Annotated in this window: 29 protein-coding genes; 10 read left to right on the top strand and 19 right to left on the bottom strand. The window is 69.7% G+C overall.

Features of this window, described 5'->3' with window-relative positions; all coding sequences use genetic code 11:
• Positions 1-106: 106 nt before the first annotated feature.
• The 11 genes from VEA62_RS00245 to folE form a co-directional block, all read right to left on the bottom strand.
• Positions 107-1,204 carry a peptidoglycan DD-metalloendopeptidase family protein gene (locus tag VEA62_RS00245; RefSeq protein WP_324816887.1) on the bottom strand — a complete coding sequence of 366 codons (1,098 nt, stop codon included), beginning with the start codon at positions 1,202-1,204 and terminating at the stop codon, positions 107-109.
• A gap of 301 nt (positions 1,205-1,505) precedes the next feature.
• Positions 1,506-2,150, bottom strand: a complete 645-nt coding sequence (locus tag VEA62_RS00240) for a protein-L-isoaspartate(D-aspartate) O-methyltransferase (RefSeq protein WP_324816884.1) — start codon at positions 2,148-2,150, stop codon at positions 1,506-1,508.
• Positions 2,147-2,938, bottom strand: coding sequence for a 5'/3'-nucleotidase SurE (surE, locus tag VEA62_RS00235; RefSeq protein ID WP_324816881.1), 792 nt, complete (start codon positions 2,936-2,938; stop codon positions 2,147-2,149). The genes VEA62_RS00240 and surE overlap by 4 nt, the downstream gene beginning before the upstream one ends.
• 73 nt (positions 2,939-3,011) lie before the next feature.
• Positions 3,012-3,401 carry a hypothetical protein gene (locus VEA62_RS00230; protein WP_324816879.1) on the bottom strand — a complete coding sequence of 130 codons (390 nt, stop codon included), beginning with the start codon at positions 3,399-3,401 and terminating at the stop codon, positions 3,012-3,014.
• A gap of 154 nt (positions 3,402-3,555) precedes the next feature.
• Positions 3,556-4,848: a serine--tRNA ligase gene (serS, locus tag VEA62_RS00225; protein ID WP_324816877.1), complete on the bottom strand. Its 1,293-nt coding sequence runs from the start codon at positions 4,846-4,848 to the stop codon at positions 3,556-3,558.
• A 217-nt stretch (positions 4,849-5,065) separates the two neighbouring features.
• A complete protein-coding gene (locus VEA62_RS00220; RefSeq protein ID WP_324816875.1) occupies positions 5,066-5,533 on the bottom strand; it encodes a DUF411 domain-containing protein in 468 nt (155 codons plus the stop codon).
• Positions 5,534-5,930: 397 nt separating this feature from the next.
• Positions 5,931-6,710 carry a thiazole synthase gene (locus VEA62_RS00215; RefSeq protein ID WP_324816873.1) on the bottom strand — a complete coding sequence of 260 codons (780 nt, stop codon included), beginning with the start codon at positions 6,708-6,710 and terminating at the stop codon, positions 5,931-5,933.
• A gap of 74 nt (positions 6,711-6,784) precedes the next feature.
• Positions 6,785-7,120 (bottom strand): cupredoxin domain-containing protein, encoded by a 336-nt coding sequence (locus tag VEA62_RS00210; RefSeq protein ID WP_324816871.1) that lies wholly within the window; start codon positions 7,118-7,120, stop codon positions 6,785-6,787.
• 7 nt (positions 7,121-7,127) lie between these two features.
• Entirely contained in the window at positions 7,128-7,649 is a 522-nt protein-coding gene (locus VEA62_RS00205) for a DUF4142 domain-containing protein (RefSeq protein ID WP_324816869.1), read from the bottom strand.
• A gap of 48 nt (positions 7,650-7,697) precedes the next feature.
• The gene (locus tag VEA62_RS00200; RefSeq protein ID WP_324816867.1) at positions 7,698-8,423 is read right to left on the bottom strand and encodes an RNA polymerase sigma factor; all 726 of its coding nucleotides are present in this window, start codon (positions 8,421-8,423) and stop codon (positions 7,698-7,700) included.
• 59 nt (positions 8,424-8,482) lie between these two features.
• The gene (gene folE, locus VEA62_RS00195; RefSeq protein WP_324816863.1) at positions 8,483-9,115 is read right to left on the bottom strand and encodes a GTP cyclohydrolase I FolE; all 633 of its coding nucleotides are present in this window, start codon (positions 9,113-9,115) and stop codon (positions 8,483-8,485) included.
• A 131-nt stretch (positions 9,116-9,246) separates the two neighbouring features.
• On the opposite strand from folE, the gene VEA62_RS00190 reads away from it, so the two are divergent.
• Positions 9,247-10,800: an MFS transporter gene (locus tag VEA62_RS00190; RefSeq protein WP_324816860.1), complete on the top strand. Its 1,554-nt coding sequence runs from the start codon at positions 9,247-9,249 to the stop codon at positions 10,798-10,800.
• Between the two features lie 3 nt (positions 10,801-10,803).
• Here VEA62_RS00190 and VEA62_RS00185 read toward each other — a convergent pair whose 3' ends face one another.
• Entirely contained in the window at positions 10,804-11,109 is a 306-nt protein-coding gene (locus VEA62_RS00185) for a hypothetical protein (protein WP_324816858.1), read from the bottom strand.
• Positions 11,110-11,307: a sulfur carrier protein ThiS gene (thiS, locus tag VEA62_RS00180; RefSeq protein WP_324816856.1), complete on the bottom strand. Its 198-nt coding sequence runs from the start codon at positions 11,305-11,307 to the stop codon at positions 11,110-11,112. It lies immediately after the preceding gene.
• Between the two features lie 102 nt (positions 11,308-11,409).
• Here thiS and aroQ point away from each other — a divergent pair, with 102 nt between their 5' ends.
• From aroQ to aat, 4 genes are read left to right on the top strand one after another with little or no spacing between them, the layout of a single operon-like run.
• Positions 11,410-11,877 carry a type II 3-dehydroquinate dehydratase gene (aroQ, locus tag VEA62_RS00175; RefSeq protein WP_324816853.1) on the top strand — a complete coding sequence of 156 codons (468 nt, stop codon included), beginning with the start codon at positions 11,410-11,412 and terminating at the stop codon, positions 11,875-11,877.
• Positions 11,878-11,896: 19 nt separating this feature from the next.
• A complete protein-coding gene (gene accB, locus VEA62_RS00170) occupies positions 11,897-12,409 on the top strand; it encodes an acetyl-CoA carboxylase biotin carboxyl carrier protein (protein WP_324816850.1) in 513 nt (170 codons plus the stop codon).
• A 15-nt stretch (positions 12,410-12,424) separates the two neighbouring features.
• Positions 12,425-13,777: an acetyl-CoA carboxylase biotin carboxylase subunit gene (gene accC, locus VEA62_RS00165; RefSeq protein WP_324816966.1), complete on the top strand. Its 1,353-nt coding sequence runs from the start codon at positions 12,425-12,427 to the stop codon at positions 13,775-13,777.
• A 5-nt stretch (positions 13,778-13,782) separates the two neighbouring features.
• A complete protein-coding gene (aat, locus tag VEA62_RS00160) occupies positions 13,783-14,478 on the top strand; it encodes a leucyl/phenylalanyl-tRNA--protein transferase (protein ID WP_324816847.1) in 696 nt (231 codons plus the stop codon).
• On the opposite strand, the gene VEA62_RS00155 is transcribed toward aat, so the two are convergent.
• Both VEA62_RS00155 and VEA62_RS00150 read right to left on the bottom strand, forming a co-directional pair.
• Positions 14,445-15,110 carry a DUF2155 domain-containing protein gene (locus VEA62_RS00155; RefSeq protein WP_324816844.1) on the bottom strand — a complete coding sequence of 222 codons (666 nt, stop codon included), beginning with the start codon at positions 15,108-15,110 and terminating at the stop codon, positions 14,445-14,447. The genes aat and VEA62_RS00155 overlap by 34 nt on opposite strands.
• On the bottom strand, positions 15,107-15,499 hold the full coding sequence (locus tag VEA62_RS00150; RefSeq protein ID WP_324816842.1) for an NADH:ubiquinone oxidoreductase subunit NDUFA12: 393 nt from the start codon (positions 15,497-15,499) through the stop codon (positions 15,107-15,109). The genes VEA62_RS00155 and VEA62_RS00150 overlap by 4 nt, the downstream gene beginning before the upstream one ends.
• A 201-nt stretch (positions 15,500-15,700) precedes the next feature.
• Here VEA62_RS00150 and VEA62_RS00145 point away from each other — a divergent pair, with 201 nt between their 5' ends.
• The 3 genes from VEA62_RS00145 (at position 15,701) to VEA62_RS00135 (ending at position 19,649) form a co-directional block, all read left to right on the top strand.
• Entirely contained in the window at positions 15,701-18,097 is a 2,397-nt protein-coding gene (locus VEA62_RS00145) for a TSCPD domain-containing protein (protein ID WP_324816839.1), read from the top strand.
• 65 nt (positions 18,098-18,162) lie between these two features.
• On the top strand, positions 18,163-18,654 hold the full coding sequence (locus VEA62_RS00140; RefSeq protein ID WP_324816837.1) for a pentapeptide repeat-containing protein: 492 nt from the start codon (positions 18,163-18,165) through the stop codon (positions 18,652-18,654).
• A 74-nt stretch (positions 18,655-18,728) separates the two neighbouring features.
• Complete coding sequence (locus VEA62_RS00135) at positions 18,729-19,649, top strand: pentapeptide repeat-containing protein (protein WP_324816834.1); 921 nt, start codon at positions 18,729-18,731, stop codon at positions 19,647-19,649.
• Between the two features lie 34 nt (positions 19,650-19,683).
• On the opposite strand, the gene aspS is transcribed toward VEA62_RS00135, so the two are convergent.
• On the bottom strand, positions 19,684-21,465 hold the full coding sequence (gene aspS / locus VEA62_RS00130) for an aspartate--tRNA ligase (RefSeq protein ID WP_324816831.1): 1,782 nt from the start codon (positions 21,463-21,465) through the stop codon (positions 19,684-19,686).
• A gap of 553 nt (positions 21,466-22,018) precedes the next feature.
• Between aspS and VEA62_RS00125 the strand changes: the two genes are divergently transcribed.
• Entirely contained in the window at positions 22,019-22,702 is a 684-nt protein-coding gene (locus tag VEA62_RS00125) for a chromosomal replication initiator DnaA (RefSeq protein ID WP_324816829.1), read from the top strand.
• Between the two features lie 16 nt (positions 22,703-22,718).
• Here VEA62_RS00125 and VEA62_RS00120 read toward each other — a convergent pair whose 3' ends face one another.
• Entirely contained in the window at positions 22,719-23,237 is a 519-nt protein-coding gene (locus VEA62_RS00120) for a hypothetical protein (RefSeq protein WP_324816826.1), read from the bottom strand.
• A gap of 15 nt (positions 23,238-23,252) precedes the next feature.
• Positions 23,253-24,401, bottom strand: a complete 1,149-nt coding sequence (locus VEA62_RS00115; RefSeq protein WP_324816825.1) for a zinc-dependent alcohol dehydrogenase — start codon at positions 24,399-24,401, stop codon at positions 23,253-23,255.
• A 220-nt stretch (positions 24,402-24,621) separates the two neighbouring features.
• Here VEA62_RS00115 and VEA62_RS00110 point away from each other — a divergent pair, with 220 nt between their 5' ends.
• Positions 24,622-25,053 (top strand): RcnB family protein, encoded by a 432-nt coding sequence (locus VEA62_RS00110; RefSeq protein ID WP_324816823.1) that lies wholly within the window; start codon positions 24,622-24,624, stop codon positions 25,051-25,053.
• A gap of 140 nt (positions 25,054-25,193) precedes the next feature.
• Here the strand turns inward: VEA62_RS00110 and gatB are convergent, their stop codons facing one another.
• Positions 25,194-26,696, bottom strand: a complete 1,503-nt coding sequence (gatB, locus tag VEA62_RS00105) for an Asp-tRNA(Asn)/Glu-tRNA(Gln) amidotransferase subunit GatB (protein WP_324816819.1) — start codon at positions 26,694-26,696, stop codon at positions 25,194-25,196.
• Positions 26,697-26,762 lie beyond the last annotated feature (66 nt).

Genomic DNA, 26,762 nt, shown 5'->3' with positions numbered 1-26,762 from the left:
GTTCTCTGGATACCGGGCCCCGCGGCGCCCTGAAAATGAGGCGCGGAACCTAGGGCGCGTCGCCTGACATTGCAACGCGCCGCCTGGGCGGAACCCGTCGGCTGCGTCAGCGCGGCAACACGCTCAGCGGATCGATCGCGGTCGGCTCGTCGCCCTGCATGCGCCAGGTCTCGAAATGGATCGAGGGCCGTCCGTCGCCGGCGGTCGTGCCGACCGTCCCGATCGCCTGCCCGGCCTGCACCACGTCGCCGTCGCGCACCGTCGCCGTGCCCAGATGGCCATAGACCGAGCGCCAGCCGTCGCGGTGCACGATCAGCACCGTCAGCCCCTGCCCCGCCAGGTCGTCGCCGACATAGCCGACCGTCCCCCAGGCCGAGGCCCGCACCTCGGTCCCCCGGGCGGCGCCGATATTGATGCCGTTGTTGCGCTCGCCCATGCCGACAGGGCCGAAGCGGCGCAGGATGTCGCCCCGCACCGGCCAGTCCAGCGCCACCGTCGTCGAGACGGGCGGCTGGCCGACGGGCCCGGCGGTCACGGCCGGCTCGCGCGCCGGGGGCGGCGCGTTGGCGGGCGGCGGCGGCGGCGGCGGCGGCGGCGTCCCGGCGTCGGCCACATTGACCCCGGCCGGCGACGGGCCGGTGGCGTAGGGGTCGCCGCCGATGTCGACCGCGTCGGCCGGCAGCACGATGCGCTGGCCCGGCGACACATCCGCCCTCGGTCCGAGGTTGTTCAGGTCGATCAGCGTCTGCACCGGCGTCTGGAAGCGCCGGCCGATGCCGGAAATCGTGTCGCCCGGCTGAATCTCGTAGCTCGCTCCGGCCACCACGGGGGCGCCGCTCCGCGCCGGCGGCGGCGGGCTGGCGAAGCCTTCGCTGGCCGGCCCCGCCGCGGGCCCGGCTCCGGACGGAGGCGGGTCATGGCGCGGCGTGGTCCCGACCGGGGCATCCAGCGATCCGCCCTCGATCTCGCCGACCGGCGCGGTCGCCGGCGGCGGCGCCTCATAGGCCGGATTGGTCGGGCCGCGCACGCCCTCGCCGCCCGGGACCGGCGCCGCCGGCCTCTCCGGATAGGCGGGCGCGCGCACCGGCGCGGGGTCGGCGTGGATCGAATAGCGCGGCTCGGTCGGATAGCTGGCGCAGGCCGCCGTCAGGCTCACCGCCCCCAGCACCGCCAGCGCCTTCAGCCCCGCCCTGATCCCGATCATTCGCCCGCTCCTCAAACTCGACTCTCGCCCCGCCGGACCAGACCCCGCAAACCGCGCCAAAGTTGGGCGGGAAGGTTAACAGGAAGGCAACAGGCAACAGGCAACAGGCAGCAGGGATGATCACATCGCGGCCGGCGGCGGCGGGACGCCTGCCCATCCTGTCAGCACTCACCGCCTGCTGCCTGCTGCCTGCTGCCTGCTGCCTGTTGCCTGTTGCCTGTTGCCTGTTGCCTGTTGCCTGTTGCCTGTTGCCTGCTGCCTGCTGCCTGATGCCTGCGGCCTGCTGCTTGTCCCCTCGCCCTCACCCCTCCTTCGCCGTCCCCTCGACCAGCGGCACGAACCGCACCTCGGCCAGGCTCTCGCGCCGGAACGAGCCGTCCTCGAGGCTGACGTAGCGGTGCAGCCGCTGCACCGACGACCGCCCCACCGGGCACACCAGTATCCCGCCCGGCTTCAGCTGGTGCAGCAGTTCCGTCGGCTCGCCCGGCGAGGCCGCCGTGACCATGATCCGGTCGAACGGCGCCTGCTCCGGCCAGCCCAGCCCGCCGTCGCCGTGCCGGGTGATGACGTTGTCGATCTTCAGCTCCTTCAGCCGCCGTTCGGCCTCGGTCAGCAGGCTGCGATAGCGCTCCACTGAATAGACATAGCGCGCCAGCCGGCTCAGCACCGCCGCCTGGTAGCCGGACCCGGTGCCGATCTCCAGCACCCGATGCCTCGGCTGCACGTCCAGCGCCTGGGTCATCAGGCCGACGATATAGGGCTGGGAAATGGTCTGGGCGCAGTCGATCGGCAGGGCCTGGTCCTCCCACGCCTGGTCGAGGAATTTCTCGTGCACGAACACCGCGCGGTCGATCGACTCCATCGCCGCCAGCACCTTCGGGTCGGTCACCCCCTGCTGCCGCAAGCCCAGGATCAGCCGCCCGGCGCGATCGTCGTCGAGTCTCATTCCGCCGCCACCGTCTTCGGCGGCGCCCCGCCCAGCACGCCCTTCAGGTCGTGCACGCTCGGCATGTGCGTCAGGTCGATGTGCAGCGGCGTGACGGAAATCTTGCCCTCGTCCATGGCCCGCAGGTCGGTCCCGGCCGGGTGCTCCTGCTTCGCCCCGCGGAAGCTCATCCAATAATAGTCCCGCCCCCTCAGGTCGGTGCGCCGCACCGCATGCATCTCGCCCACATCGCGGAAGCCCTGCCGCGTCACCTCGACCTCGGTCACCGCCTCGGGCGCCCGGTTGGGGAAGTTCAGGTTCATCACCACCCCGGCCTGCCACGGCTGGGCCAGCAGCCGGCTGATGATCGCCGGGGCATAGGCCTCGGCCGTCTCCCAGTGGGCGACCACATCGTCGTGGAACCGCTCCAGCGACTGGCTCAGGGCGATCGAGCGGATGCCGAAGGCCATCCCCTGCAGCGCCCCAGCCACCGTCCCCGAATAGGAACAGTCCTCGCCGACGTTGTGCCCGCGGTTGACCCCAGACAGCACCAGGTCGGGCCGCTCCGGCATCAGGTCGTTGACGGCAAGCACCACACAGTCGGTCGGCGTCCCGGTCACCGCGAACCGCTTCTCGCCGATGGCGTTGACCCGCAGCGGCTCAGTCAGGGTGATGCCCCGCCCCTTGCCCGACTGCTCGACCTGCGGCGCGCACACCCAGATGTCGTCCGACAGCGTCCGGGCGATCCGCTCCAGGCACTCCAGCCCCTCGGCCTCGATGCCGTCGTCGTTGGTGAGGAGGATTCGCATGCCGCCTGACTAAAGCCTGGGCCCGCGGCGCGCACCCCCAAAAAGCGCGGCCGGGATGACGATGGCCCTGCCGCTAGCGCAGCACCTCGACCCGGTCGGCGAGGATGACCACGTCCTTGCGGCAGCCGTTGATGATGTTCGACCCCTGCCAGTCGTGACTCTGGACCTGGTTGCGATCGGCCCAGGCCAGGGTCCGGCCGGTGAACCGCACCTGCGAGCCCGAAATATCGCCCGACGCCCGCTGGGCGTTCCTCGGTAGCGCGCCGGAGACGCAGGCCCGCGAGCCCGGCTGGCGCAGGTCGCGCTGCTCGGCGAACAGCTGGAACTCGTCGCCGGTCACCCGCGCCCAGCCGGTGAACGACCCGCCCGACAGGTCCAGCCCCGCCGGCGGCGGCGCGGTGTCGGGTCCGGTGGCGCAGGCCGCCAGGGCGAGGCCGGCGGCGACAATTGCGATCAGTCTCATCTGAACTTCCTTTTTCCGCTCATCCCGTCGAAGGCCGGGAACCAGATCCTTGGGCAAACCGGTGCGACACGCGCGTGACGGCTGTCCTCACCCAACCCCAATGCCCGACGAAAGCACTGGGTCCCGGCTTTCACCGGGATGAGCGGGATTGTCGTCAACCGACCCGCGTGATCCCGCCCATGTACGGTACGAGCGCCTCGGGCACCCGGATGGCGCCGTCCGGCTCCTGATAGTTCTCCATGATCGCGACAAGCGTGCGACCGACGGCCAGGCCCGAGCCGTTCAGGGTATGCACGAACTCGGTCTTCTTCTCCCCGGCCCGCTTGAAGCGCGCGTCCATCCGCCGGGCCTGGAAATCCCCGCAGTTCGAGCAGGAGCTGATCTCGCGATACGTCCCCTGCGACGGCAGCCACACCTCCAGATCGAAGGTCTTGCGCGCCGAAAAGCCCATGTCGCCCTTGCACAGCAGCACCCGCCGATACGGCAGCCCCAGCCTCTCCAGCACCGTCTCGGCGCAGCGCACCATCCGCTCGTGTTCGGCCTCGGAGTCCTCCGGCCGGGTGATCGAGACCAGCTCGACCTTGTGGAACTGGTGCTGGCGGATCAGCCCGCGCGTATCCCGCCCCGCCGACCCCGCCTCGGCCCGGAAGCACGGCGTCAGGGCGGTCAGGCGCATCGGCTCGGCCAGCTGCTCCTCCGGCAGGATCTGCTCGCGGACGAGATTGGTCAGGGAGACTTCGGCGGTGGGGATGAGCAGGTGTTCTCCGACCCGGAAAAGATCCTCCTCGAATTTCGGAAGTTGCCCCGTCCCGAACATCGCCTCGTCGCGCACCAGATACGGCGGATTGACCTCCAGATAGCCGTGCTCGGCCGTCTGCACGTCCAGCATGAACTGGCCGATGGCCCGTTCCAGACGCGCCAGTCCGCCCTTCAGCACCGCGAACCGCGCGCCGCTCATCCGCGCCGCCGCCTCGAAGTCCAGCAGGCCCAGCGCCTCGCCCAGATCGGCGTGATCCTTGGCCGGCCCCGTCTTGCGCGGCTCGCCCCAGCGCGAGACCTCGACGTTGGCGCTCTCGTCCTCGCCGTCCGGCACGTCGTCGGCCGCGATGTTCTGCTGCTTGGCGAGCAGTCCCTGCGGCCCAAGCAGTTCGGCCTTCAGGCTGCGCTCGAGCTCTTCCGCCGCCGCGATATCGCCCTTCAGCGCCTCGACCTCTGCCTTCAGCCGGTCGGCCTCGGCCATGTCCTTCTTCGCCATCGCCGCGCCGATCAGCTTCGACGCCGCATTGCGCCTGGCCAGCGCCTCCTGCCCGGTCGTCTGGGCGGTGCGCAGTTCGCGATCCAGCTCCAGGATGCGCGCCACCAGCCCGTCCGCCTCGGCCACCCCGCGCGACGACCACCCGGCCACATAGGCGGCGGGATTGTCACGGATGGCGCGGATGTCGTGCATGGTCGGTCTCGGTTCGGGGAGCGCCTGCTCTAACCCCCGCCGCGGATTCCGCCAACCCGCCCCGCTCTCCCTTCTCCCCTTGCGGGAGAAGGTGGCCCGCGAAGCGGGTCGGATGAGGGGTCTCGCCGACGCCGACAACGGCGTCGCCGCTGTGCGACCCCTCATCCGTCAGCCTTCGGCTGCCACCTTCTCCTGCAAGGGGAGAAGGAATCAGAAGTCACCCCCGCCCGTGGCGCCCGAACACCCGCGTCTGCCCGGAGCGCAGCACCAGCAGCGTATCGAACGGCTGTTTCCGGCCGTCCGGCGTCTCCATCCCCGGCGACCCCATGGGCATCCCAGGCGCGGCCAGGCCGACCGCCTGGGGCCGCTCGGCCAGCAGACGCACGACGTCCCCCGCCGGCACATGGCCCTCGATGGCATAGCCGTCGATCACCGCGGTGTGGCAGGACGCCACCGAATCCGGCAGCCCGCGCGCGCGGCGGACCGTGCCCGGGTCCTCGACCACATGCACCGCCACCGTGAAGCCGGCCTGGCGCATGTGCGTCACCCAGCCCCCGCAGCAGCCGCAGGTCGGCGACTTGTAAACCGCCAGCGCCCGGCTCGCCCGCGTCTGGGCTTGAGCGCCGCCGGCCAGGGCGAGGGTGGCGGCGGAACCGATCAGGAGGCGGCGGCTGATGGTCGACATGGTCGTTCCCCTTGCGAGTTCCCCGTCATCCTAAGGGCGGTTTGAACGTCGGACTATCCCGTGGGCTTGCGACCAACCGTCCGCCGAAACAATGTTTGCTGCGCTGCAAATCCGCACCCAGCCATCACACTTTCACCGACCAGGCCGCTGTTTTCCTTGCGCAAGTCCCGTTCGCCAGCGTCATGAACCCGCCGCAGCAAGCGGCCGCCCCATAATGCCCTGTTCCACGCGAGCCCCGGCCCGCCGGTCTTTGACAACCGAATCCCCGCCGCGCCGCGACAGGCGCGCCCATGTAGACTCTGCCGACTCTGCCCCCGCGATTTCTCGCCATGCAGACTCTGCCGATTCCGCCACCGTGGTTTTCCTTTTCACCCGGGTGAAATCCCGGGCGGCCGGATCAGATCAGCCCCGCCATCGGCGAACTGGCGCTGGCGTACATCCGCTTCGGCATCCGCCCGGCCAGATAGGCCTCCCGCCCGGCGATCACCGCATGCTTCATCGCAGACGCCATCAGGATCGGATCCTTCGCGCCCGCGATGGCGGTGTTCATCAGCACGGCATCGCAGCCCAGTTCCATGGCGATGGTCGCGTCCGAGGCCGTTCCCACCCCGGCGTCCACCAGCACCGGCACCCTGGCCTGTTCGACGATCAGCCGGATGTTGATCCGGTTCTGGATGCCGAGGCCCGAGCCGATCGGGGCCGCCGCCGGCATGATCGCCGCGGCCCCCGCCTCCTCCAGCCGCTTCGCCATGACCACGTCGTCGGTGCAATAGACCATGACGTCGAAGCCGTCCTTGACCAGCAGGTCCAGCGCCCGCAGCGTCTCGACCATGTCCGGATACAGGTGCGCCGTGTCCGACAGCACCTCCAGCTTGACCAGGCTCCAGCCGCCCGCCTCGCGCGCCAGCCGCAGCGTGCGCACCGCGTCCTCGCCGGTGAAACAGCCCGCCGTATTGGGCAGGAAGGTGAACCGGTCCGGCTTGACGTAGTCGACCAGCATCGGCTGCGACGGATCGCTCAGGTTCACCCGGCGCAGGGCCACGGTGACGATCTCGGCCCCCGCGGCCTCGGCGGCGGCCGCGTTCTGGGCATAGTCGGCGTATTTGCCGGTACCGACGATCAGCCGCGACGAGAAGGTGCGGCCGGCGACGGTCCAGGTGTCTTGGGAGGCGGTCATGGCGGCCAGATAGACCTTCTCTCCCGCCACGAGAAGCGCCTGATCGTCTCAGGCGGCCATGCCGGCCCCGATGGTCAGGCCGAGACCGTCAGCACCCCCCTCATGCCGGGGTGGAAGCGGCAGACATAGGCGATGCGCCCTGCCCTCCTCAGCACGGTCCGGCCGCTGGCCCCCGGCGCCAGGTCGACGTCGAACAGGTCGCGCGCCGTGGCCGTGTGCCGGAACAGGTCGCGATTGACCCAGACGATGGTGTCGCCGACCCGAAGGCCGGCCGGCGACGGCCCGAACCTCATCTTCTCCATGATGATGGTGTGGGTCCGGGCCCGGGCCGCCGCCGGCAGGGCGGCGGCCGCGGCCGAGGCCGCGACGGTCAGCAGAACCGCGCGGCGGGTCGGGTCGGCGATTTCCATGATCGGCCTACCGCACCGAGGCCGCGAGATGCTCGGCATGCGCCTGGTGCGACTGGAACAGGGTCAGGCCGGTTTCCAGCAAGGCCTTCAGTTCCGCGTTGTCGGCCTGCGGGATCAGGGTCCCGCTCAGGGCCGTGTTGACCGTCTCGTGGAAGGCGACCTCGTTGGCGACATAGGCGGCGTCGAACGCCTCGCCCTCCAGCGCGTCCAGCCGGGCATGGGTCGCGGCGGCGGCTTCGGTCAGGGCGGCGCTGACCGGATTGGCTTCCGGCGTGACCCGCAGCCGGGTCACCAGCGCCACGGCCTGGTCGTTCACCGCCGCGTGGTCCCGCGCCATCAGCTCGGCGAAGGCGCGGACCTCGGGATTGGTCGATTTCTCCAGCGCCTGCCGCGCCGCGGCGACATCCAGCTGGCCGGCTGTGTAGGCGATGTGGGCGATCTGGGCGTCGGTCGGACCGGCGTCCTGGGCCGAAGCGACCGCCACCGGGGCCAGCGCCAGGGCGCCGGCGAGAATCAGGCTCTTGAACATGGGGATTTCCTCTGGACCGGCCGGGAAGCGGCCGCCGTCCATTGGATGTCACACCGCCCCGGAGGTTCCCGGATTTGACGTCAACCGCCCCTCGGCCTCCAGCCGGGCCAGCACCGCCCCGGTGATCCGGTTGCAGCGCGCGCCCATGAACGGAAAGGCTTCGGCCATGGTGCTGGCCAGCCGGGCGTCCAGCGCCTCGCGCAGCAGCCTGCGGGCCCGGTGCAGCCGGGTCTTCACCGTCTCCGGCTTGAGGCCCAGATTGGCCGCCGTCTCCTCTATGCTGCACTCCTCGATGTCGCGCATGATGAAGACGATCCGGAACGCTTCCGGCAGCTCGTCCACGGCCTGCTCGATCAGCCCGCGGATCTGGGCGCGGGCCGCGTCGGCCTCCGGACTGGCCGCGCCAAAGGCGTTCGGGAACGGGATCACCTGGGCTCCCTCCATCTGCGCCGCCTCGATCTGGTCCAGGCCCACCGTCGGCCGCCGCTTGCGCAGCCGCCCCCGGGCCTCGTTGAGGACGATCCGCGTCAGCCAGGTCATCAGCCCGGCCTCGCCGCGGAACCCGCCGATCGCCGCGAAGGCGCGGACATAGGCCTCCTGCAGCACGTCCTCGGCCTCGCCGTCGTCCCGCACCACGCCGCGCGCCACCCGGAACAGCCGCTGGTTGCCGCGCTGCATGATGACCCGGAACGCCTCGCCGTCGCCTGCCTGCGCGAGGCGCACCAGCCCGGCCTCGTCCAGCGCTTCGTGATCGGCGTGTCTCGGCTTCCGCATGGCGCGCTCCCGGCTCTCATATCGGTTGGATGCGCCGCCCGGCGCAAGGTTCCCGGCGATCAGCCGGTCAGGGCGGCCAGCACCTCGCGCCGCGCCTCGCCGCTCCCGAACACGCCGGTGAAGCGCCGCGTGGTCAGCGAGGCCCCGTGCTTGCGCACCCCTCGCGACGACATGCACGCGTGCGACGCCTCGATGATCACCGCCACGCCCCGCGGCCGCAGCGTCCGCTCCAGCTCATCGGCGATCTCGGCCGTCAGCCGCTCCTGGATCTGCAGCCGCCGCGCATAGGCGTCGACCAGCCGGGCCAGTTTGGAGATGCCCACCACCCGCTCCCGCGGCAGGTAGGCGACATGGGCCACGCCCCGGATCGCCGCCATATGGTGCTCGCACACGGACTCCACCGGAATGTCCCGCAACAGCACCATCTCGTCGTAGCCCGCCACCTCGCCGAAGGTTCGCTCGAGAATCGCCGCCGGATCCTCGCCATAGCCGGCGAACCACTCCTCATAGGCGCGCACGACCCGGCCCGGCGTGGCCTGCAGTCCCTCGCGGCGCGGATCATCCCCGGCCCAGCCGATCAGGGTCCGCACCGCCGCCTCGGCCTCCGCCCGGCTGGGCCTCCGGTACGGCAGGCAGGCCGGGTCGGCGTGGCTCTCGTGCGCTTCGGAGACGGTCGGGCTGAGTGCGAGCATCGGGCGGTCCTCATGATGTCTGCGTCGGTCCTTTGATGCAGCCGCCATCGCCCGGGTTCCCGGCCCCTCGACGCCCCGGCCGCCGGAGGCTAGGTCAGGACTGCCGGTCCGCCGGAACGGGGAGCGCCAACTTGACCACCGCGAGAGTCTTCGGCGACCGCCGCCATGCCTGGGCCTTCTGGCTCGGCTGCCTCGTCGTCACCGCCGGCGTGGCCCTGCACCTGCCGATGTACTGGATGGGCCGCGACATGGGCTTCCGCCTGTCCGGCATGCCGATGGACGCCGGGATGGTGTGGGGCATGGCCCTGATCCTGGTCGGCGTCGCCCTGGCGGCTTTCGGCCTGCTGCCGGCGCACAAGGGAGACGAGACGCCCCTCGAGGTGCTGGCCCCGCCCGAGGATGCGCCGCTTACGGGGGCGCACTGGGCCATGTGCGCCTTGCTGTCCGTGGCCCTGATCGTCGACATCATGAAGCCGGCCAGCCTCGGCTTCGTCACCCCCGGCATGCGCGAGGAGTACGGCCTGTCGGACGCCCTCGTCGCGGTGCTGCCGTTCGCGGCGCTCAGCGGCACCGTGGTCGGCTCCTTCGTCTGGGGCTGGCTCGCCGACATCTACGGGCGACGCGCCTCGATCCTGCTGTCGTCGGTGATGTTCGTCGGCACTTCCATCTGCGGCGCCATGCCGGACTTCTGGTGGAACGTCGGCATGTGCTTCCTGATGGGCGCGGCCGCCGGCGGCATGCTGCCCGTCGCCTACGCCCTCCTGGCCGAAATCATGCCGACGAAGCACCGCGGCTGGGCCCTGGTGCTGGTCGGCGGCATCGGCGCCGTCGGCGGCTATTTCGCCGCCAGCGCGCTGTCCGCCTGGCTGCAGCCGGACTGGAGCTGGCGGATCATGTGGTTCCTCAACCTGCCCACCGGCCTGATCCTCATCGCCCTCAGCCCCCTGCTGCCTGAGTCGGCGCGCTTCCTTCAGCACGTCGGCAGGGGCGAGGAGGCCCGCGCCATGCTGGCGCGGTTCGGCTCCCGGGTGCAGGCCGTCGCCGCCCCGGCCGTGCAGGAAAGCCATTCGCACCTCCCGCCGGTCGATCGCCGCCACCTGGCCATCACCATCGCCCTCACCCTCGCCGCCCTCGCCTGGGGCCTGGTCAATTTCGGCATCCTGCTATGGCTGCCCAGCGCCCTTGTCGCCGAGGGCCGCAGCGTCGAGGCCGCCTCGGCCCTGATTGCGAAATCGACGCTGATAGCGGCGCCCACCATCCTGCTCTCCGTCTGGCTTTACAGCGCCTGGAGCACCCGTGGCGCGCTGGCCTTGATGCTCGGCGTCACCGCCACGGGCCTGTTCGGCCTCCTGCTCCGCAGCATGGGCGTCGCCCTGCTCGCGGACCCCGTCATCGCGCTGGCCCTGCTGATCGTCGGCTCGAGCGGCGTCATCGCGATCATCCTGCCCTACACGGCCGAGAACTATCCCCTGCGCATCCGTGGCCGGGCCACTGGCTGGATCGCCGGCTGCAGCAAGCTGGGCGGCCTGCTGGCGCAGGGGTTGAGCGTGCTGGCCGCCGCCCCGCCCCTCGGAGCCGCCGCCGCCGCAGTCGGTGGTCTGGCGGTTGTTGCCCTGGGCCTGATAGCGGTAGTGGGCCGCGAAACCCGCGGCCGCGACCTGCGCGACCTCGAGGGCCCGCGCTGAGCCTCAGGCCTTGTGCAGGTAGGCCTCTACGGCGGCCGCGAGCGTTTCCAGAAACTCCCGCGGGCTGAATACGCGATCATACTCTCCGCCCCAGGTCCGGCCCGAGGCGCGGTTCAGGCGCCCCTTCAGGTCAGCGTTCGTCACGGCCTGATCAGCCAAGACCTCCCTGAGGTTCGCCAACGCCATCCGCAGGTGCTCACGCGACACGACGTGAGCCATCAGGTCTTCAGACATGACCATGCCCGTCCGAGCCTCGTCGGGGTCAACGTAGTTGATCAGGTCGATCGCCCAAGGCTGCAGACGCGTCATTCAGCCGCCCCCGACAAACTGGACCACCTCGAACTGGTCCCCTTCGGCCACGGGCGTCACGGCATGCAGCGACTTGGGCACAATCTGGAGATTGCGTTCGACCGCCACCTTGCGCACGTCGAGCCCAAGCTCCTCGACCAGGGCCAGAACCGTCGCCGCCGCAACCTCGCGGAGTTCGCCATTGACCAGAATACGCATGACGCTACGTCAATCTCTCGCGGCCGACGGTTTGATTACCGCCACGCCTCAGCTAAAAGGCCGCTCCGAATCCGCGCGGCCGGATGTCATAACCTCGAGCGAATGCCCGAAACCCCCGTCCTCTACGTCCTGAACGGCCCGAACCTCAACCTGCTCGGGGTGCGTGAGCCCGACGTCTATGGGCGTGAGACCCTCGATGACGTCCGCCTGCTGTGCGAGCGGGCCGCCGACGGCGCGGCCGTGGTCTTTCGCCAGACCAACCACGAGGGCGAACTGATCGACTGGATTCACGAGGCCAGGGAAAAGGCTTCGGCGCTTGTCATCAATCCCGCCGGCTACGGCCACACCTCGGTCGCCCTGCTCGACGCCTTGAAGACGCTGACGATCCCCATCGTCGAATGCCACCTCTCCAATCCGGCGGCGCGCGAGCGATTCCGCCACCGCTCCTATGTTTCGCCGGTCGCGGCCGGTGTGGTTTCGGGCTTCGGCCCGTTCAGCTACGAACTGGCCGTCAAGGCCGCTCTCCGGCTGGCGCAGGAACACCGCGCCGCCGCCGACCGTTCGGTTTAGAAGGTAACAAGAGGCTCCCATGGCCGATTCAAAGACGCCCGCGCCCAAGCTCAAGAACGACGAGATCGACACCGCCCTGGTGCGCGGCCTCGCCGACATCCTGAACGACACCGACCTGACCGAGATCGAGGTCGAGCGCGGCGATCTCAAGATCCGCGTGGCCCGCGAGATCACCATGGCCGCGCCGGTGCAGTATGCCGCCGCCCCGGCGCCCGCCGCCCATGCGCCCGCTGCCGCCGCCGCCCCGGCGCCCGCCTCGATGCCCTCGGACCCCGCCACCATCGTCGCCCGCTCGGGTGAAGAGGTGAAGTCGCCGATGGTCGGCACCGCCTACCTGCAGGCCTCGCCCGAGGCGCCGCCGTTCGTACAGCCGGGCGACAAGATCAAGAAGGGCCAGACCCTGCTGATCGTCGAGGCCATGAAGACGATGAACCCGATCCAGGCTCCGCGCGACGGCGTCGTGAAAGAGATCCTGGTCGGCGACGCCCAGCCGGTCGAATTCGGCGAGCCCCTCGTCCTACTCGAGGCGTAAGCCCCAGCCATGACAATGTTCACCAAGGTCCTCATCGCCAACCGCGGCGAAATAGCCCTGCGCATTCACCGCGCCTGCAAGGAGATGGGCATCTCCACCGTCGCCGTGCACTCGGAGGCCGACCGCGGAGCCATGTGGGTGCGGCTGGCAGACGAAAGCGTCTGCATCGGGCCGGCTCCGGCCGCCAAATCCTATCTTAACATCCCCTCGATCATCGCCGCGGCCGAGATCACCGGCGCCCAGGCGATCCATCCCGGTTACGGCTTCCTGTCCGAGAACGCCCGCTTTGCCGAGATCGTAGAAGCCCACGGCATGACCTTCATCGGTCCCCGGCCCGAGCACATCCGCATCATGGGCGACAAGATCACCGCCAAGCAGACGGTGCTCGACGCCGGCATCCCCTGCGTGCCGGGCTCGAAGGGCGAGGTCGAGACCGTCGAAGCGGCGATCGAGGCGTCGAAGGCCATCGGCTTCCCGCTGATCGTCAAGGCGGCGGCGGGCGGCGGCGGGCGCGGCATGAAGGTCGCCCTCACCGCCGACGATCTGGTCGAGGCGGTGCAGACCGCGCAGTCGGAGGCCCAGGCCGCCTTTGGCAACGGCGCCGTCTATATGGAGCGCTATCTCCAGAAGCCCCGCCATATCGAGCTTCAGGTTATCGCCGACAGTCACGGCAACGTCGTCCATCTCGGCGAACGAGACTGCTCGCTGCAGCGCCGCCACCAGAAGGTGCTGGAAGAGGCCCCCTCGCCCGCCCTGTCGGCGAAGGAACGCGCCGCCATCGGCGAAACGGTCAACAAGGCCATCGCCGCCATCGGCTATCTCGGCGTCGGAACCATTGAATTTCTTTGGGAAGATGGAGAGTTCTTCTTCATCGAGATGAACACCCGGCTGCAGGTCGAGCATCCGGTGACCGAGATGATCACCGGCGTCGATCTGGTGCGCGAGCAAATCCGCATCGCCGCCGGTCTGCCGCTGTCCTTCACCCAGGACGATGTGCATTTCGAGGGCCACGCCATCGAGTGCCGGATCAACGCCGAGAACGCCGAAACCTTCACGCCTTCGCCGGGCACGATCACCGACTTCCACGCCCCGGGCGGCCTGGGCGTGCGGCTGGATAGCGCGATCTACGCCGGCTATTCGATTCCGCCCTATTACGACAGCCTGATCGGCAAGCTGATCGTCCACGGCCGCGACCGCGAGGAGTGCATCGCCCGGCTCAAGCGGTCGCTGGGCGAGATGGTCGTCGGCGGCATCGACACCACCATCCCCCTGTTCCAGAAGCTGCTGCAGGAGCCCGACATCCTGTCCGGCGACTACGACATCCACTGGCTCGAGAACTGGGCCAGACGCCAGAAGGGCGACGCCTAGCCAAGGTGGACGAACCCGGCTTCAGCGCCAGCGGACCGTTCGGCGGCTTTGGCCCCAACGAACTGCTCAACTGCTACGCCACGGGCGTTTTTCCGATGGGAGAGGCCCGCGACGACCCCCGGGTCTTCCTGGTCGAGCCCGAGCAACGGGGCGTCATTCCGCTGGACGGATTTCGCATCCCCCGCCGTCTCGGCCGGACCGTGCGCAGCGACGCATTCGAAGTCCGGGTCGACACCGCCTTCGCCGCCGTGCTGGAGGCCTGCGCCGCGCCAGCGCCCGGGCGGGAGGACAGCTGGATCAACGACCCCATCCGAAGGCTCTATGTGGAGCTCAACGCCCGCGGTCACGCCCATTCGGTCGAGTGCTGGCGGGACGAGCGGCTGGTCGGCGGGCTCTACGGCGTGACGCTGGGGGGCGCCTTTTTCGGGGAAAGCATGTTCAGCCGCGAGCGCGATGCGTCGAAGGTGGCGCTGGTGCATCTTGTAGCGCGGCTGAAGCGCGGCGGATGGCGGCTGCTGGACGCCCAGTTCCTGACGACGCACCTGAGCCAGTTCGGTGCGGTGGAGACGCCGCAGGCCGCCTATCTCAGGCTGCTGGACGCGGCGCGAACGGTCCGTCCCGACACACGCTCGTTGTTCGAGCCGATGAGCGGCGCCGAGGCGGTCCTCTACGCCTTACAGCCAACAACCCAGGCGTCGTAGATCGGGTGCTGAAGGCCGTTGACGGCCGGAGCCGAGGCGAACATCCAGCCGCGGAAGATCTGGCGCGGCTCGGAGGTCTGCAGGACCCCCCGCGGCTGCAGGCTGACCTCCAGATAGGCGATCGAATCCTCGACAAGCTCGTCGGGAGCGGAAAGCTCACAGGCGCGAGCCGTGAAGATCAGGGTCTTCTGGAAACGAACGGGCCGGCCACCGACCTCGACCTCGAACCTCATGGTCTCGGCGGTGACCTTGTCGACGGCCTCGACGATCGCGACGCGCCGCCGCTGGCGGCGTCCGGGAGGCGCCGCCGGCTCGCTCACAACGGCGACGCGTTCTTCCTCCGCCTCCCCGGCCTCCTCCGTCTCGCTTTCGTCCCCAGGCGTTTCCGGGGCGACGACGATCACCGGGGCGGGCGGTGTGATGGCGATCGGCGCGGCCGGTGCAGGCGCGGCCTCCGGCGCGGGCTCCTGCGGCACGGGCGGGGTCGGCTGGCGGTTCAGGTCGGCGGTCGGATTCTGCGGCGCCGGCTGGGCCTCCTGCGGCATTTCGTTCAGCGCCGAGGCGACCACGGCCCCGGAGGCCAGCAGGGCCAGCGCGGTGACGCCCGCAAGGATGGTCGCCCTGGTGTTCATTCGGGCTGCCAGGCCTCGTAGTCGCCCGTGGCCGCGGGACGCCGGCCCTCAGCCGCGAGCGAGCCCTGCGGCCGCCAGGCCATCGGCGTACCCGTCAGGTTCGGCAGGTGATCCTTCTCCCACGCACGGCGTGGCAGCGGATGTTCGGTCGGCGGCTCGTCAAAGGTGTAGTGCAGCCAGCCGTGCCAGTCCGGCGGCACCTTGGATGCATCGGCATAGCCGTTGTAGATCACCCAGCGGCGGCGGCGTCCGTCATAGCTGGTCGTGTCCCGCGACTGGAAATATCGGTTGCCGAATTCGTCCGTGCCGACCAGGACGCCGCGCTTGGCGATCGTGAACAACGTGCCGATGGTCGCACCGCTGGTCCAGCCGAAGATCTTGCCTAGCACGTCGGGAATCCACTCATTCAGGTCGCGCGGGGAGGCTGGCGACGTCGGCGCAATCATAGAAACCTCCGGGCGGTCCGTCCAGCGCGACGCGGTGGCGGGAAGCCTCAACATCTTGGGGGTAACCTGACCCACACACGCCAGATTTATTGCGAATGCGGTGAGGAAGGTTAGCATCCGAGCCAGCTCAGCCGAGACTGTCGCATGCGCCCGCCGTTCCGCTTCGCCCTGCTTGCCGCCCTGGCCCGTCGTCCCCGGCGCGAGATCGAACGCCCGGACAGGATCATGACGGTGCGCGCGCCCGAAAGCTGGCCGGACGCCCAGGTAGAGGCGTGGATCGACTGGGCGGAGGCGCAGGACCTGGCCGTCGGCGCCGACGACCCGCTCGCGGACGCAGCCACGCGATTCGCCGGGCGGCTGGGGTTGGAGGGCTCCGAAGCCGAAGAACTGGCGGCGACGCTGTTGCTGGGTCTGGCGTCGCCCGCCGCCCCCGTAATCCCTGTTCCGGAACGGCTCGACCTTTCCGATCCGACGGCCGCCGGGCGGCTGCGCGCGGAGATGGCGGGCCGGCGCGCCGCCCGTCTCGCCGCCACGGCTGTCGAGGCCGCCGCCGCCTCGCTCCGGGGCGTGGCCGATGCCGTCAGCCGCTGCGAAGGGCCATCGGCCGACTGCGCCGATCCGGCCCGGAACCCGGCCCTCGCCCGCGCTGCCGCGGCGGCGCGCAGGACCGGCGCGGCCGACGCCGACATTCTGCGCGCGGTCGCGGGTGAACCGTGCGAGGTCAGCCCACTCAGCACCCCGGCATTCCGGCCGATCCTGGCTCTGGCCGACCGTGACCTCGTCGCCGCCGGCGCACCGGTCGCCCTGCTCGCGGCCGAGGCCGGGATGGACGGCGACCTGATCCTGACCTTCGACGCAGGCGCCGCCGAGGCCCTGATCGAAGCCTCGTCCGGTCCGGCGGTGCTGCTGTCCCTGCCCGCCCTGCATGCTGTCGCCGGCGACCAGTTCGGACCGGCCCTGTCCGCCCTCTTGACGCTGTGGTCGAAAGCTCATGCCGGTGCGCGGCCAGCCCTCGGCCTCGGCGGACTGGCGGATGTGGCGGTTGCCGGCGATCTCGGAGAGGTAGAGGCGCTGGCGGCGGACCTGGCGGAGCTGGCGGTGGAGTATGCCGCCCCCTCCAGCCTCTTCATCGAGGACATCGAGGCGAGCCTGCGCCTTGGCCTCACGCCCTTGGCCGCCATCGACCTGTTCGAAAGCGGGGACGGCGAGGTGGCGCGGCGCCTTCGGCCTTCGCTGGCCGCCGCCATCGCCCGGGCCGGCGGCGACGTGGAGTCCGCAGAGCGCCATCTGCTCGGGCGGCGCACGCTGGCTGGGGCGCCGGGCATCGACCATGCGGCGCTGCGGGCGCGCGGTCTGACCGACATAGAACTGGAAGGAGTGGAGGCGGCGCTCGCACGCACGCAGCGACTGGCGGACGCATTCCGCGCGCCGGTCCTGGACGCCGGCTTCCTGCGGGATGTGCTGGGGGTCGAGGATCCCGGCGAGGGGGACCTGCTGGTCCGGCTCGGCTTCACGCCGGAAGCCATCGCCGAGGCGGAGGCGTGGGCCTTTGGACATGGAGACCTGTCGACGTGGCCGGAGGCGCCGGAAGCCTTGCGGCCGGTGCTGGCGGACCTCGCCGCCTTCGAGGCGCGTCTCCGCGGCGCTCTCGAGCCCTGCAGCCCCGCACCCGATATCGCGCCCCTTGACCTGGACTGGCGCGCGACGCCCGCCCAGGGCGTGCGCCAGCTCGGCGAGGCGGCGCGGGCCGGGCGTCGGGCCGTCCGACTGATGCGCCGGACCGCTCCCTCCGGCCGGTTGCTGGACCTGCCCGACACCGACGCCCCGCGCGAGCGTCGACGGGAGCCGGAGGTGCGGGCCGTCGAACGGGTGGTCGAGAAGGTCGTCGAGCGGGAGCGGACCCGCCGCAAGCTGCCGGACCGCCGCAAGGGCTATATCCAGAAGGCCGCCGTCGGGGGCCACAAGGTCTACATCCATACCGGCGAGTACGACGACGGCGAGCTGGGCGAGATCTTCATCGACATGCACAAGGAAGGCGCGGCCTTCCGGTCGCTGATGAACAATTTCGCCATCGCGATCTCGATCGGCCTTCAGTACGGCGTGCCGCTGGACGAGTTCGTCGACGCCTTCGTCTTCACCCGATTCGAGCCGGCGGGGCGGGTCACCGGCAATGACTCGATCCGCTCGGCGACCTCGATCCTCGACTACATCTTCCGTGAGCTGGGCGTGTCCTATCTGGACCGGCATGAACTGGCCAACGCCGATCCGGAGGGCCTGAACGCCGACGGCCTGGGAGGCGGATCCAGCGACGAGGTCGAGGCGGTGCCGGCGGCGCGCTTCATCTCCAAGGGATTCGCGCGCGGGGCCACGCCCGACAACCTGGTTGTCCTGCCGTTCGGACAGAAGCGGGAATCTCCCGCGGCGGCGACCTCGGCCGGCGAGGCCACCGCCTGCCCCGCCTGCGGCGACTTCTCGCTCCAGCAACGCGGCGGAGGCTGGATCTGCGACACCTGCGGGGCCGCGCCCTCCATGCAGGGATAATCAACGATTTCCTTCCATGATGGCGCGGGACTTGCATCCACGGGGTGCGAGACACGGAGCCCGCCATGAAGCCGATCCTCACCGCCGTCATCGCCCTGGCCGCCGCCGCGGCGGCCCTGCCCGCCTCGGCCCAGAACGCCGGGCAGATCGCCCGCGTGCGCGACGGCGCCAGCTGCGCCGGCTGCAACCTGTTCCAGGGAGATTTCTCCGGCCTTCAGGCCCGGGGCCTCAATCTGAGCGGGGCCCGTCTCCGCCAGGCCGACCTGAGCCTCAGCGTGATGAACCGCACCCGGTTCTCCAACGCGGACCTGCGCGATGTCGAGGCCTACGGCGGCGTCTTCTCGGGCTCCAGCTTCGCCGGGGCGAACCTGACCAATGCGAGCTTCGTCGGAGCCTATCTGGACGGCGCCAACTTCAGCGGCGCCACGCTGAGCGGAACGAATTTCGCGGGCGCCTCCCTGCGGCGGGCGACGGGGCTGAGCCAGGCCCGGCTCAATCAGGCGTGTGGCGACGAGGCCACCGAACTGCCGGCGGGGCTGAGCATCCCTCACTGCTGAGCGGACAGGCCGCGGCCATGCACCTTACCGCGATTTAAGTAGGGTTTGCCGTACTTTGGAGGCAGAAACGGAGCGTGACCCAGATCGCTTCGCCCATGATCCGCCGCCTCACCACCGCCGGCCTGGCCGCGGGCGCCGCCATGGCCGCCCTGATGGCCACGCCGGCCGCCGCCGAGATCCGGCTGCAGTACGGCTTCCAGGACCGGGACGTGGCGCGGATGGTTTCGCTGGGCGGCTCCTGCAACCGCTGCGAACTGTCCGGCCGCGACCTGACCGGCGCCGCCTTCCACGGCGCGAGCTTCACCAACGCCACCCTCGTCGGCGCCGACCTGCGCGGAGCCGAGCTGATGGGCTCCAACTTCTCGGGCAGCGACTTCAGCCGCGCCGATCTGGACGGCTCCACCATGGTCGGGGCCAATTTCACCGGCGCGAATTTCACCGGGGCCAGCCTGGCCGGCGTCGATGCGTCCGGGGCGACCCTGGTGCGCACCCGCTTCGCCACCGCCGATCTGTCCGGAGCCCAGCTGGTCGGCGTCAATCTGAACAGCGCGGTCCTCAGCGGCGCGGACATCAGCGACGCGGAGGTCGTGGCCGCCACCCTGGCCAATGTGAGCGCGCGCGGCGCGGATTTTTCTGGCTCCGACATCAGCGTGTCGAACCTTTCGAACGGCGACTTCCGCTCAGCCGACTTTTCGGGGTCGACGCTGAACGGAGCGCGGCTGACCGGCGGCGCCTTCGCCGGCGCCGATTTCGAGGACGCCGAGATGAACCGGACCGACATCCGCGGCGCCGACCTCTCGCGGGCCCGCGGTCTGACCCAGGAACAGATCAGCCGGGCCTGCGGCGACGCCAACACCCGCCTGCCAAGCAACCTCAATCCGCGGACCTGTCGGGGGCTGAGCGCCGTCAGGTCCGTTCCGGCGCCGCCGCGTCCGCCAGCCCCGCCGGTCCCGCCCCGCAGCCGGAATCTCGTGGTCGCCAGCAGCGGCCGCTGAACAAGGGCCCCGCTCCGGCGGGGCCCTTTTCGCATCAGCCCTTGAGCGGCAGAGCCGGGCGGATGTGCAGTTCCTTGTACTGGCGCTCGGCGGCGTCGGACGGCGCGCTCATCAGCAGATCCTGGCCCTGCTGGTTCAGCGGGAAGGCGATGACCTCGCGGATGGCGGTCTGGTTGGCCAGCAACATGACGATGCGGTCGATGCCGGGGGCCAGGCCGCCGTGCGGGGGCGCGCCGTAGCGGAAGGCGTTGAGCATGCCGCCGAACTGTTCCTCGACCACAGAGGCGTCGTAGCCGGCGATCTCGAAGGCCTTGAGCATGATCTCGGCCTTGTGGTTCCGGATCGCGCCGGAGCAGAGCTCGTAGCCGTTGCAGACGATGTCGTACTGGTAGGCGAGGATATCGAGCGGGTCTTTCGTCTGCAGGGCCTCCATCTCGCCCTGAGGCATCGAGAAGGGGTTGTGCGAGAAGTCGACCTTCTTCTCTTCCTCGCTCCATTCGAACATCGGGAAGTCGACGATCCAGCAGAATTTGAACTCGTCGTCGGCGATCAGGTTGAGGTCCTGGCCCAGCTTGGTGCGGGCGTTTCCGGCGAACTTGTAGAAGACGGAGGGGTCGCCGGCGGCGAAGAAGGCGGCGTCGCCCTTGCCCATGGCCAGCGACTTCATCAGGGCGTCGGTCGCCTCGGCGCCGAGGTTCTTGGCGATCGGGCCGCCCCAGCCGCCCTGGTCCTCGGACCAGAAGATGTAGCCGAGACCCGGCTGGCCCTCGCCCTGGGCCCAGGAGTTCATGCGGTCGCAGAAGGCGCGCGAGCCGCCGGTCGGGGCCGGAATGGCCCAGACGGCGTTCTTGGCGTCGGCCGCGAGGATCTTGTTGAACAGGCCGAAGCCGCCGTCACGGAAATGGTCGCTGACGTCCGACATCTCGATCGGGTTGCGCAGGTCCGGCTTGTCGGTGCCGAACAGCGAAATGGCCTCGCGGTAGGGGATGCGGACGAAGGGATAGGGGTCGACCTTCTTGCCGTCGGCGAACTCCTCGAACACGCCATGCATGACGGGCTCGATCGCAGCAAAAACATCCTCTTGCGTGACGAAGCTCATCTCGACGTCGAGCTGGTAGAACTCCAGCGAACGGTCGGCGCGCAGATCCTCGTCACGGAAACAGGGGGCGATCTGGAAATAGCGGTCGAAGCCCGAGACCATCAGCAGCTGTTTGAACTGCTGCGGGGCCTGCGGCAGGGCGTAGAATTTGCCCGGGTGCAGGCGCGACGGAACGAGGAAGTCGCGCGCCCCTTCCGGCGACGAGGCGGTCAGGATGGGGGTCTGGTACTCGAGGAAGCCCTGGTCGACCATGCGGCGGCGGATCGAGTGGATCACCTTCGAGCGCAGCACGATGTTTTTGTGCAGGGTCTCGCGGCGCAGGTCGAGGTAGCGGTGCTTGAGGCGGATCTCCTCAGGGTATTCCGGCTCGCCGAAGACCGGCAGCGGCAGTTCGGCGGCCTCGGACAGGACCTCGACCCCCGCGACGCGGATCTCGATCTCGCCGGTCGGCAGGTTCGGGTTCACCACCGAGGCCTCGCGGGCCACCACCTCGCCGTCGATGCGGATGACGCTCTCGGCGCGCAGGCGTTCGACGGCTTCGAAACCGGGAGTCTCGGGGTGCAGCACCAGCTGGGTCAGGCCGTAGTGATCCCGCAGGTCGACGAACAGCAGGCCGCCATGGTCGCGCTTGCGGTGCACCCACCCTGACAATCGAACATTGGAGCCCGCATCGGCCAAACGGAGGGCGCCGCAGGTGTGGGAGCGGTAGGCGTGCATGGTCGGTTCGTCTTGGAATACGGGCCGGGGAGGCCTCAAATCGGGAGGCCGGAAGGGCGCATTATCGCCCCCGAAAGTCAAGGCCAGCGGCGTTGCGGGGCTGGCGCGACAGGTCTGGCCCGCGAGAAAATCGGGGGGGCAGAGTCGGCAGGGTCGGCAAGCGCGCGGGAAAACGCGGGGGCAGAGTCGGCAGAGTCGGCGCCGGCCCCGGGGGAGCTCCAGACGTGGCGATTTCGCCCTGTCGGCATCGCGGCTCCTGGGGCGGAGCGGCGGCGGTTCGATTGTCAAAGACCGGGACAGACAGGCGGGCATGATACGCCCGCTGTCTTCTCAGGCGGAAAGATGGCTTTGAGAAACAGCCACAACATTGAAACGACGCGCGAATTTCAGCTGAACCCGACTATAATTCCCCGGATTGCCAGCACAGCGTCACGCCCTCGGGGAGCCCCGGGACGACGCGGCGCGGCGAAGCGTCCACAAGCGGAACCGGTCTATTCACGGATGCCGTGGTGGGCGCAGCGGACGGGACGCGGCTTCTGCTATGGTGAACGCAATGACCGCCCGCCCCTCTCCGCCTGACCAGATGCGCCTGCCGCTGCAGCGCGACCTGCCCGAGGGCGCGGACGGGTTCGTGGTCTCGGACAGCAACCGGTCGGCGCACGAGGCGCTGGCGGCCTGGCCCGATCTGATCGGCGGGGTGATGGCGCTGCATGGCCCCGAGGGCGCGGGCAAGAGCCGTCTGGGGCAGATCTGGGCGGAACGGGTCGGCGCGACGGCGCTGCACGGGGCCGAGGCGGCGCTGATCGACCCGCTGGAGCTGGAGGGGCGGCCGGTGCTGCTGGACCGCGCCCGGGATGTCGACGACGAGACCCTTTTCCACCTGATCAACCTGGCCCAGGCGCCGGGCGGGGCCCTGCTGATGGTCTCGCGCGAGCCGCCGTCGGCCTGGTCGACCGCCCTGCCCGACCTGCGCTCCCGGCTGGACTCGGTCCGCACCATCGCGGTGGAGGTCCCGGACGACGCGGTGCTGGCGGCCATGCTGGAGGCGCGATTCGCCGAGCGCGGCATCCGCCCGGCCAGGGACGTCATCCCCTATCTGCTGCGGCGGATCGACCGGTCGGCGGCGGCCGCGGCGGAGGTGGTCGAGCGACTGGATGCGCTGCACCGGCCGGTGACGCGGGCGCTGGCCCGGGCGGCGATCGAGGGCGCGCCGGAGAGCGGGGAGCTGTTCGAGTAGGCAGGCGCGACGCCTGTCAGCGGCGACGACGCAGAAGCAGGACGCCCGCCATCACGCCAATGGCGAACAGAGCTACGGTTCCCGCCGCCGCCTCGCGCGAGCGCGACTGCGGGACGACGCCCATCTCGACAAGCGGGTTGGGCATCCGGCCGCGCCTGATGTCCTGAAATAAGCCCTCAACCGTGTTGATCCGGTCGGCGAGGATCAGGAGGAGCCAGTGGCCCCACTGACTCTCGCTCAGCCGGAAGGCCTGACGCCTCACAGAGCCGCTGAGCCCAGCGGGCGGAGTCGAGGTTCCCACGGCCGCCGGTCGGCGCCTGTGCTCGACCGACTGCAGGATTTCGACGTCCGTGTCCTGCACCGGCGGGCGCGCCCAGTTCATGCCGGGGCCGTCGTCCTGCGAGCGGTCGCGCATCGGCCAGGTGGGGTCGTTGTCCGGGTCGGCGTCGACACCCCAGCCGACGACGGTGGCGGGATCGATCCGGGGGTGGGCGTCGGCGGCGGCGGCGTCGGCCTTGTCGCTCTGGGTCCTCATGTCGCTGTTCTCCGGTCAGGCCGCGTTGGGGATCAGGACGGGCTTGATGCAGCCGTCCAGCTTCGACGAGAACAGGTGATAGGCTTCGGCGACCTCCTCCAGCGGCATGCGGTGGGTGATGATGGCCTTGGGGTCGATCCGGCCCTCCTTCACGTGGTCGATCAGGCGCGGAAGCAGCCGCTTCACCGAGGCCTGATTAGCGCGGATGGTGATACCCTTGTTCACGACATTGCCGATCGGGACCATGTTGCCGGTCGGGCCGTAGACGCCGACGATAGACACCACCCCGCCTTTCTTGACGGAATTGATGGCCCAGTGCAGCGGCACCGCCGAGCCGGCCTCCAGCTTCAGCTTCTTGCCGAACATAGTGTGCCAGCCGTTGCCGGAGGCGTCGGCCCCGACCGCGTCGATGCAGACGTCCGCCCCGAGGCCGTTGGTGGCTTTCTTGAGGAAGACGACAGGGTCGCCGATCTCGCGGAAGTCATAGACCTCGGCGGGACAGTAGCTGCGGGCGAAGTCGAGCCGGTATTCGTGGTGGTCGATGACGATCACCCGCCCTGCCCCGAAGAGCCATGCGCAGCGGGCGGCGAGCAGGCCGACGGGACCGGCGCCGAACACCACCACCGTGTCGCCCTTCTGGATGCCCCCCATCTCGGCAGCCTGGTAGCCGGTGGGCACCACATCGGTGAGCAGGACCGCGTCGTCCGGGTCCATCCATTCGGGGATCAGGGTGGGGCCGAAGTCGGCATAGGGCACCCGGACGTATTCCGCCTGGCCGCCGTCATAGCCGCCCGCGGTGTGCGAATAGCCGAAGATGCCGCCGACGGCGGTCGCCTGGGCGTTGGACTCGTGGCAATTGCCGAACAGGCCCTGTTTGCAGAAGTGGCATTGGCCGCAAGCGATATTGAACGGCACGAGCACGCGGTCGCCCTTCGACAGGTTGCTGACGTCGTCGCCGACCTCCTCGACGACCCCGCAGAACTCGTGGCCGAAAGTCATGCCGACGCGCGTGTCAGGCACCATGCCGTGGTAGAGGTGCAGGTCGGAGCCGCAGATGCATGATCGGGTCACCCTGACGATCGCGTCCCGGGGATGCTGGATCGTCGGCATCGGCTTCTCTTCGATGCGGACCCGACGCGGTCCCCGGTAGTCCATCGCCAGCATGCTGCGCTCCCTTGATCTGAAGCCGTCCAACCGGGCCGCCCCGGGATGGTTCCGGGCGATCGGGCGCGGCGCTTCCGTCAGACACCTGGGCGGATCGAGCACCTAAACGCGGTGTTCAGCGGCGGTTCAGCCAGGCCGGCGCAGCCTTTCCGCCTTGTCGGGTCTCAGGTCGCGGCTCCGATGAAAGACGACCGCGGCTCCAGACGAAGGAGACGTTCAGATGATGAAACCCCTGATGATCGGCGCCCTGTCGCTGGCGACGCTCGCCGCCCCGATGGCCGCCTCGGCCCAGGACTGGCGACGCGACCGGGACGGCGATGGCCGCTATGAACGCTGGGAGCGCCGCGCGGACCGGAACCGCCGGGACGGCGGGCGCTACACCGACCGTGAACGGTATCGCGACTGGCGGCGCGGCCAGCGCGACCAGTGGCGCGACTGGCGTCACGACCGGCGCGACTACCGGCGCGACTATCGTCGCTGGCATCGCGGTGCGGTGATCCCCTACGACTACCGCCGCAACTGGTATGTGCGCGACTATCACCGCTACGGCTGGGCCCCTCCCCCGCGCGGCTACGGCTATTACCGGACCGACACCGGCGACATCGTGATCGCGGCGCTGGCGACCGGGGTGATCCTGTCGCTGCTGGATTAGTCCGTCCCTGGCCCTTCTCCCCTCCGGGGGAGAAGGTGTCAGGGGAGCGAGGGTGGATGAGGGCCGCACGGTCGGGGCCGGAGAGACCCCTCATCCGCCCCTCCGGGGCACCTTCTCCCGCAAGGGGAGAAGGGAGTGCCCTAGAGTCCCAGCTTCGCCTTCAGGATGTCGTTGACCGCGGCGGGGTTGGCCTTGCCGCCGGTGGCCTTCATGACCTGGCCGACGAACCAGCCGATGGCCTGGGGTTTTTCGGCGACGGCGGCGGCCTTGTCGGGATTGGCGGCGATGATCTCGTCGACGGCCTTTTCGATGGCGCCGGTGTCGGTGACCTGTTTGAGGCCGTGCTTCTCGACGACCTCGGCCGGGCTGCCCTCGCCGTTCCAGACGTGGTCGAAGACCTCCTTGGCGATCTTCGAGGAAATGACGTTCGTCTCGATCAGCTCGACCAGCTGGGCCACGTGGGCGGCCGGCAGCGGGCATTCGGAGAAGTCCTTGCCGTCGGCGGCGAGGCGGGCGGACAGCTCGTTGGTGACCCAGTTGGCGACCAGTTTGGCGTCGCGCCCCTTGGCGGCGGCTTCGAAATAGTCGGCCTTGGCCTGTTCCGAGATCAGGACGACGGCGTCGTATTGCGACAGACCGTAGTCGGCCATCAGCCGGCGGCGCTTGGCGTCGGGCAGTTCGGGCAGGTTCGCCTTGATCTCGTCGATCCAGGCCTGCTCGATCTCGAGCGGCAGCAGGTCGGGGTCCGGGAAGTAGCGATAGTCCATCGCCTCCTCCTTGGAGCGCATCGAACGGGTCTCGCCGGCCGTGGGGTCGTAGAGGCGGGTCTCCTGATCGACCTTGCCGCCGTCCTCGAGGATCTCGATCTGGCGCCGGGCCTCGTAGTTGATGGCCTGGGAGATGAAGCGGAACGAGTTGACGTTCTTGATCTCGCAGCGCGTGCCCAGATGGCTGAAGTCGCCGGTCGCCTTGTATTTGGCGTACTGGCCCTCGCGGCAGACCGAGACGTTGACGTCGGCGCGCAGGTTGCCCTTCTCCATGTCGCCGTCGCAGGTGCCGAGATAGATCAGGATGGTGCGGATCTTCTTGACGTAGGCGACCGCCTCTTCCGGCGAGCGGATGTCGGGGCGGGAGACGATCTCCATCAGGGCCGTGCCGGCGCGGTTCAGGTCGACGTAGGATTCGGTGGGCGACAGGTCGTGGATCAGCTTGCCCGCGTCCTGTTCGAGATGCAGGCGCTCGATGCCGACGTTGAAGAAGGAGCCGTCCTCGGCCTCGACCTCGACGACGCCCTCGCCGACGATCGGGTAGAAGAGCTGGCTGATCTGATAGCCGGTCGGCAGGTCGGGATAGAAATAGTTCTTGCGGTCGAATTGGCTGCGGTTGTTGATCTTCGCATTGAGGCCGAGACCGGTGCGGACGGCCTGTTCGACGCAGAATTTGTTCAGGGTCGGCAGCATGCCGGGGAAGCCGGCGTCGACCAGCGACACCTGCTCGTTCGGACCGGCGCCGAAGCCGACGGCGGCGCCGGAGAACAGCTTGGCCTTCGAGGCGACCTGGGCGTGGATCTCCAGCCCCATGACGATTTCCCACGGGCCGGTGCGGCCGTGGATGAGTTTGGAGGGGGTGGTGGTGTCGGTCATGTCGCTGTCTTTACCCCTCTCCCATCGGGAGAGGGAGGGGCCCGGCGGCAAAGCCGACGGGAGGGA

Source organism: Brevundimonas sp., assembly GCF_035627475.1.
GTDB lineage: Bacteria > Pseudomonadota > Alphaproteobacteria > Caulobacterales > Caulobacteraceae > Brevundimonas.
Note: the sequence above shows the minus strand (reverse complement) of the source record. Positions and strands in the feature narration are given on the sequence as shown.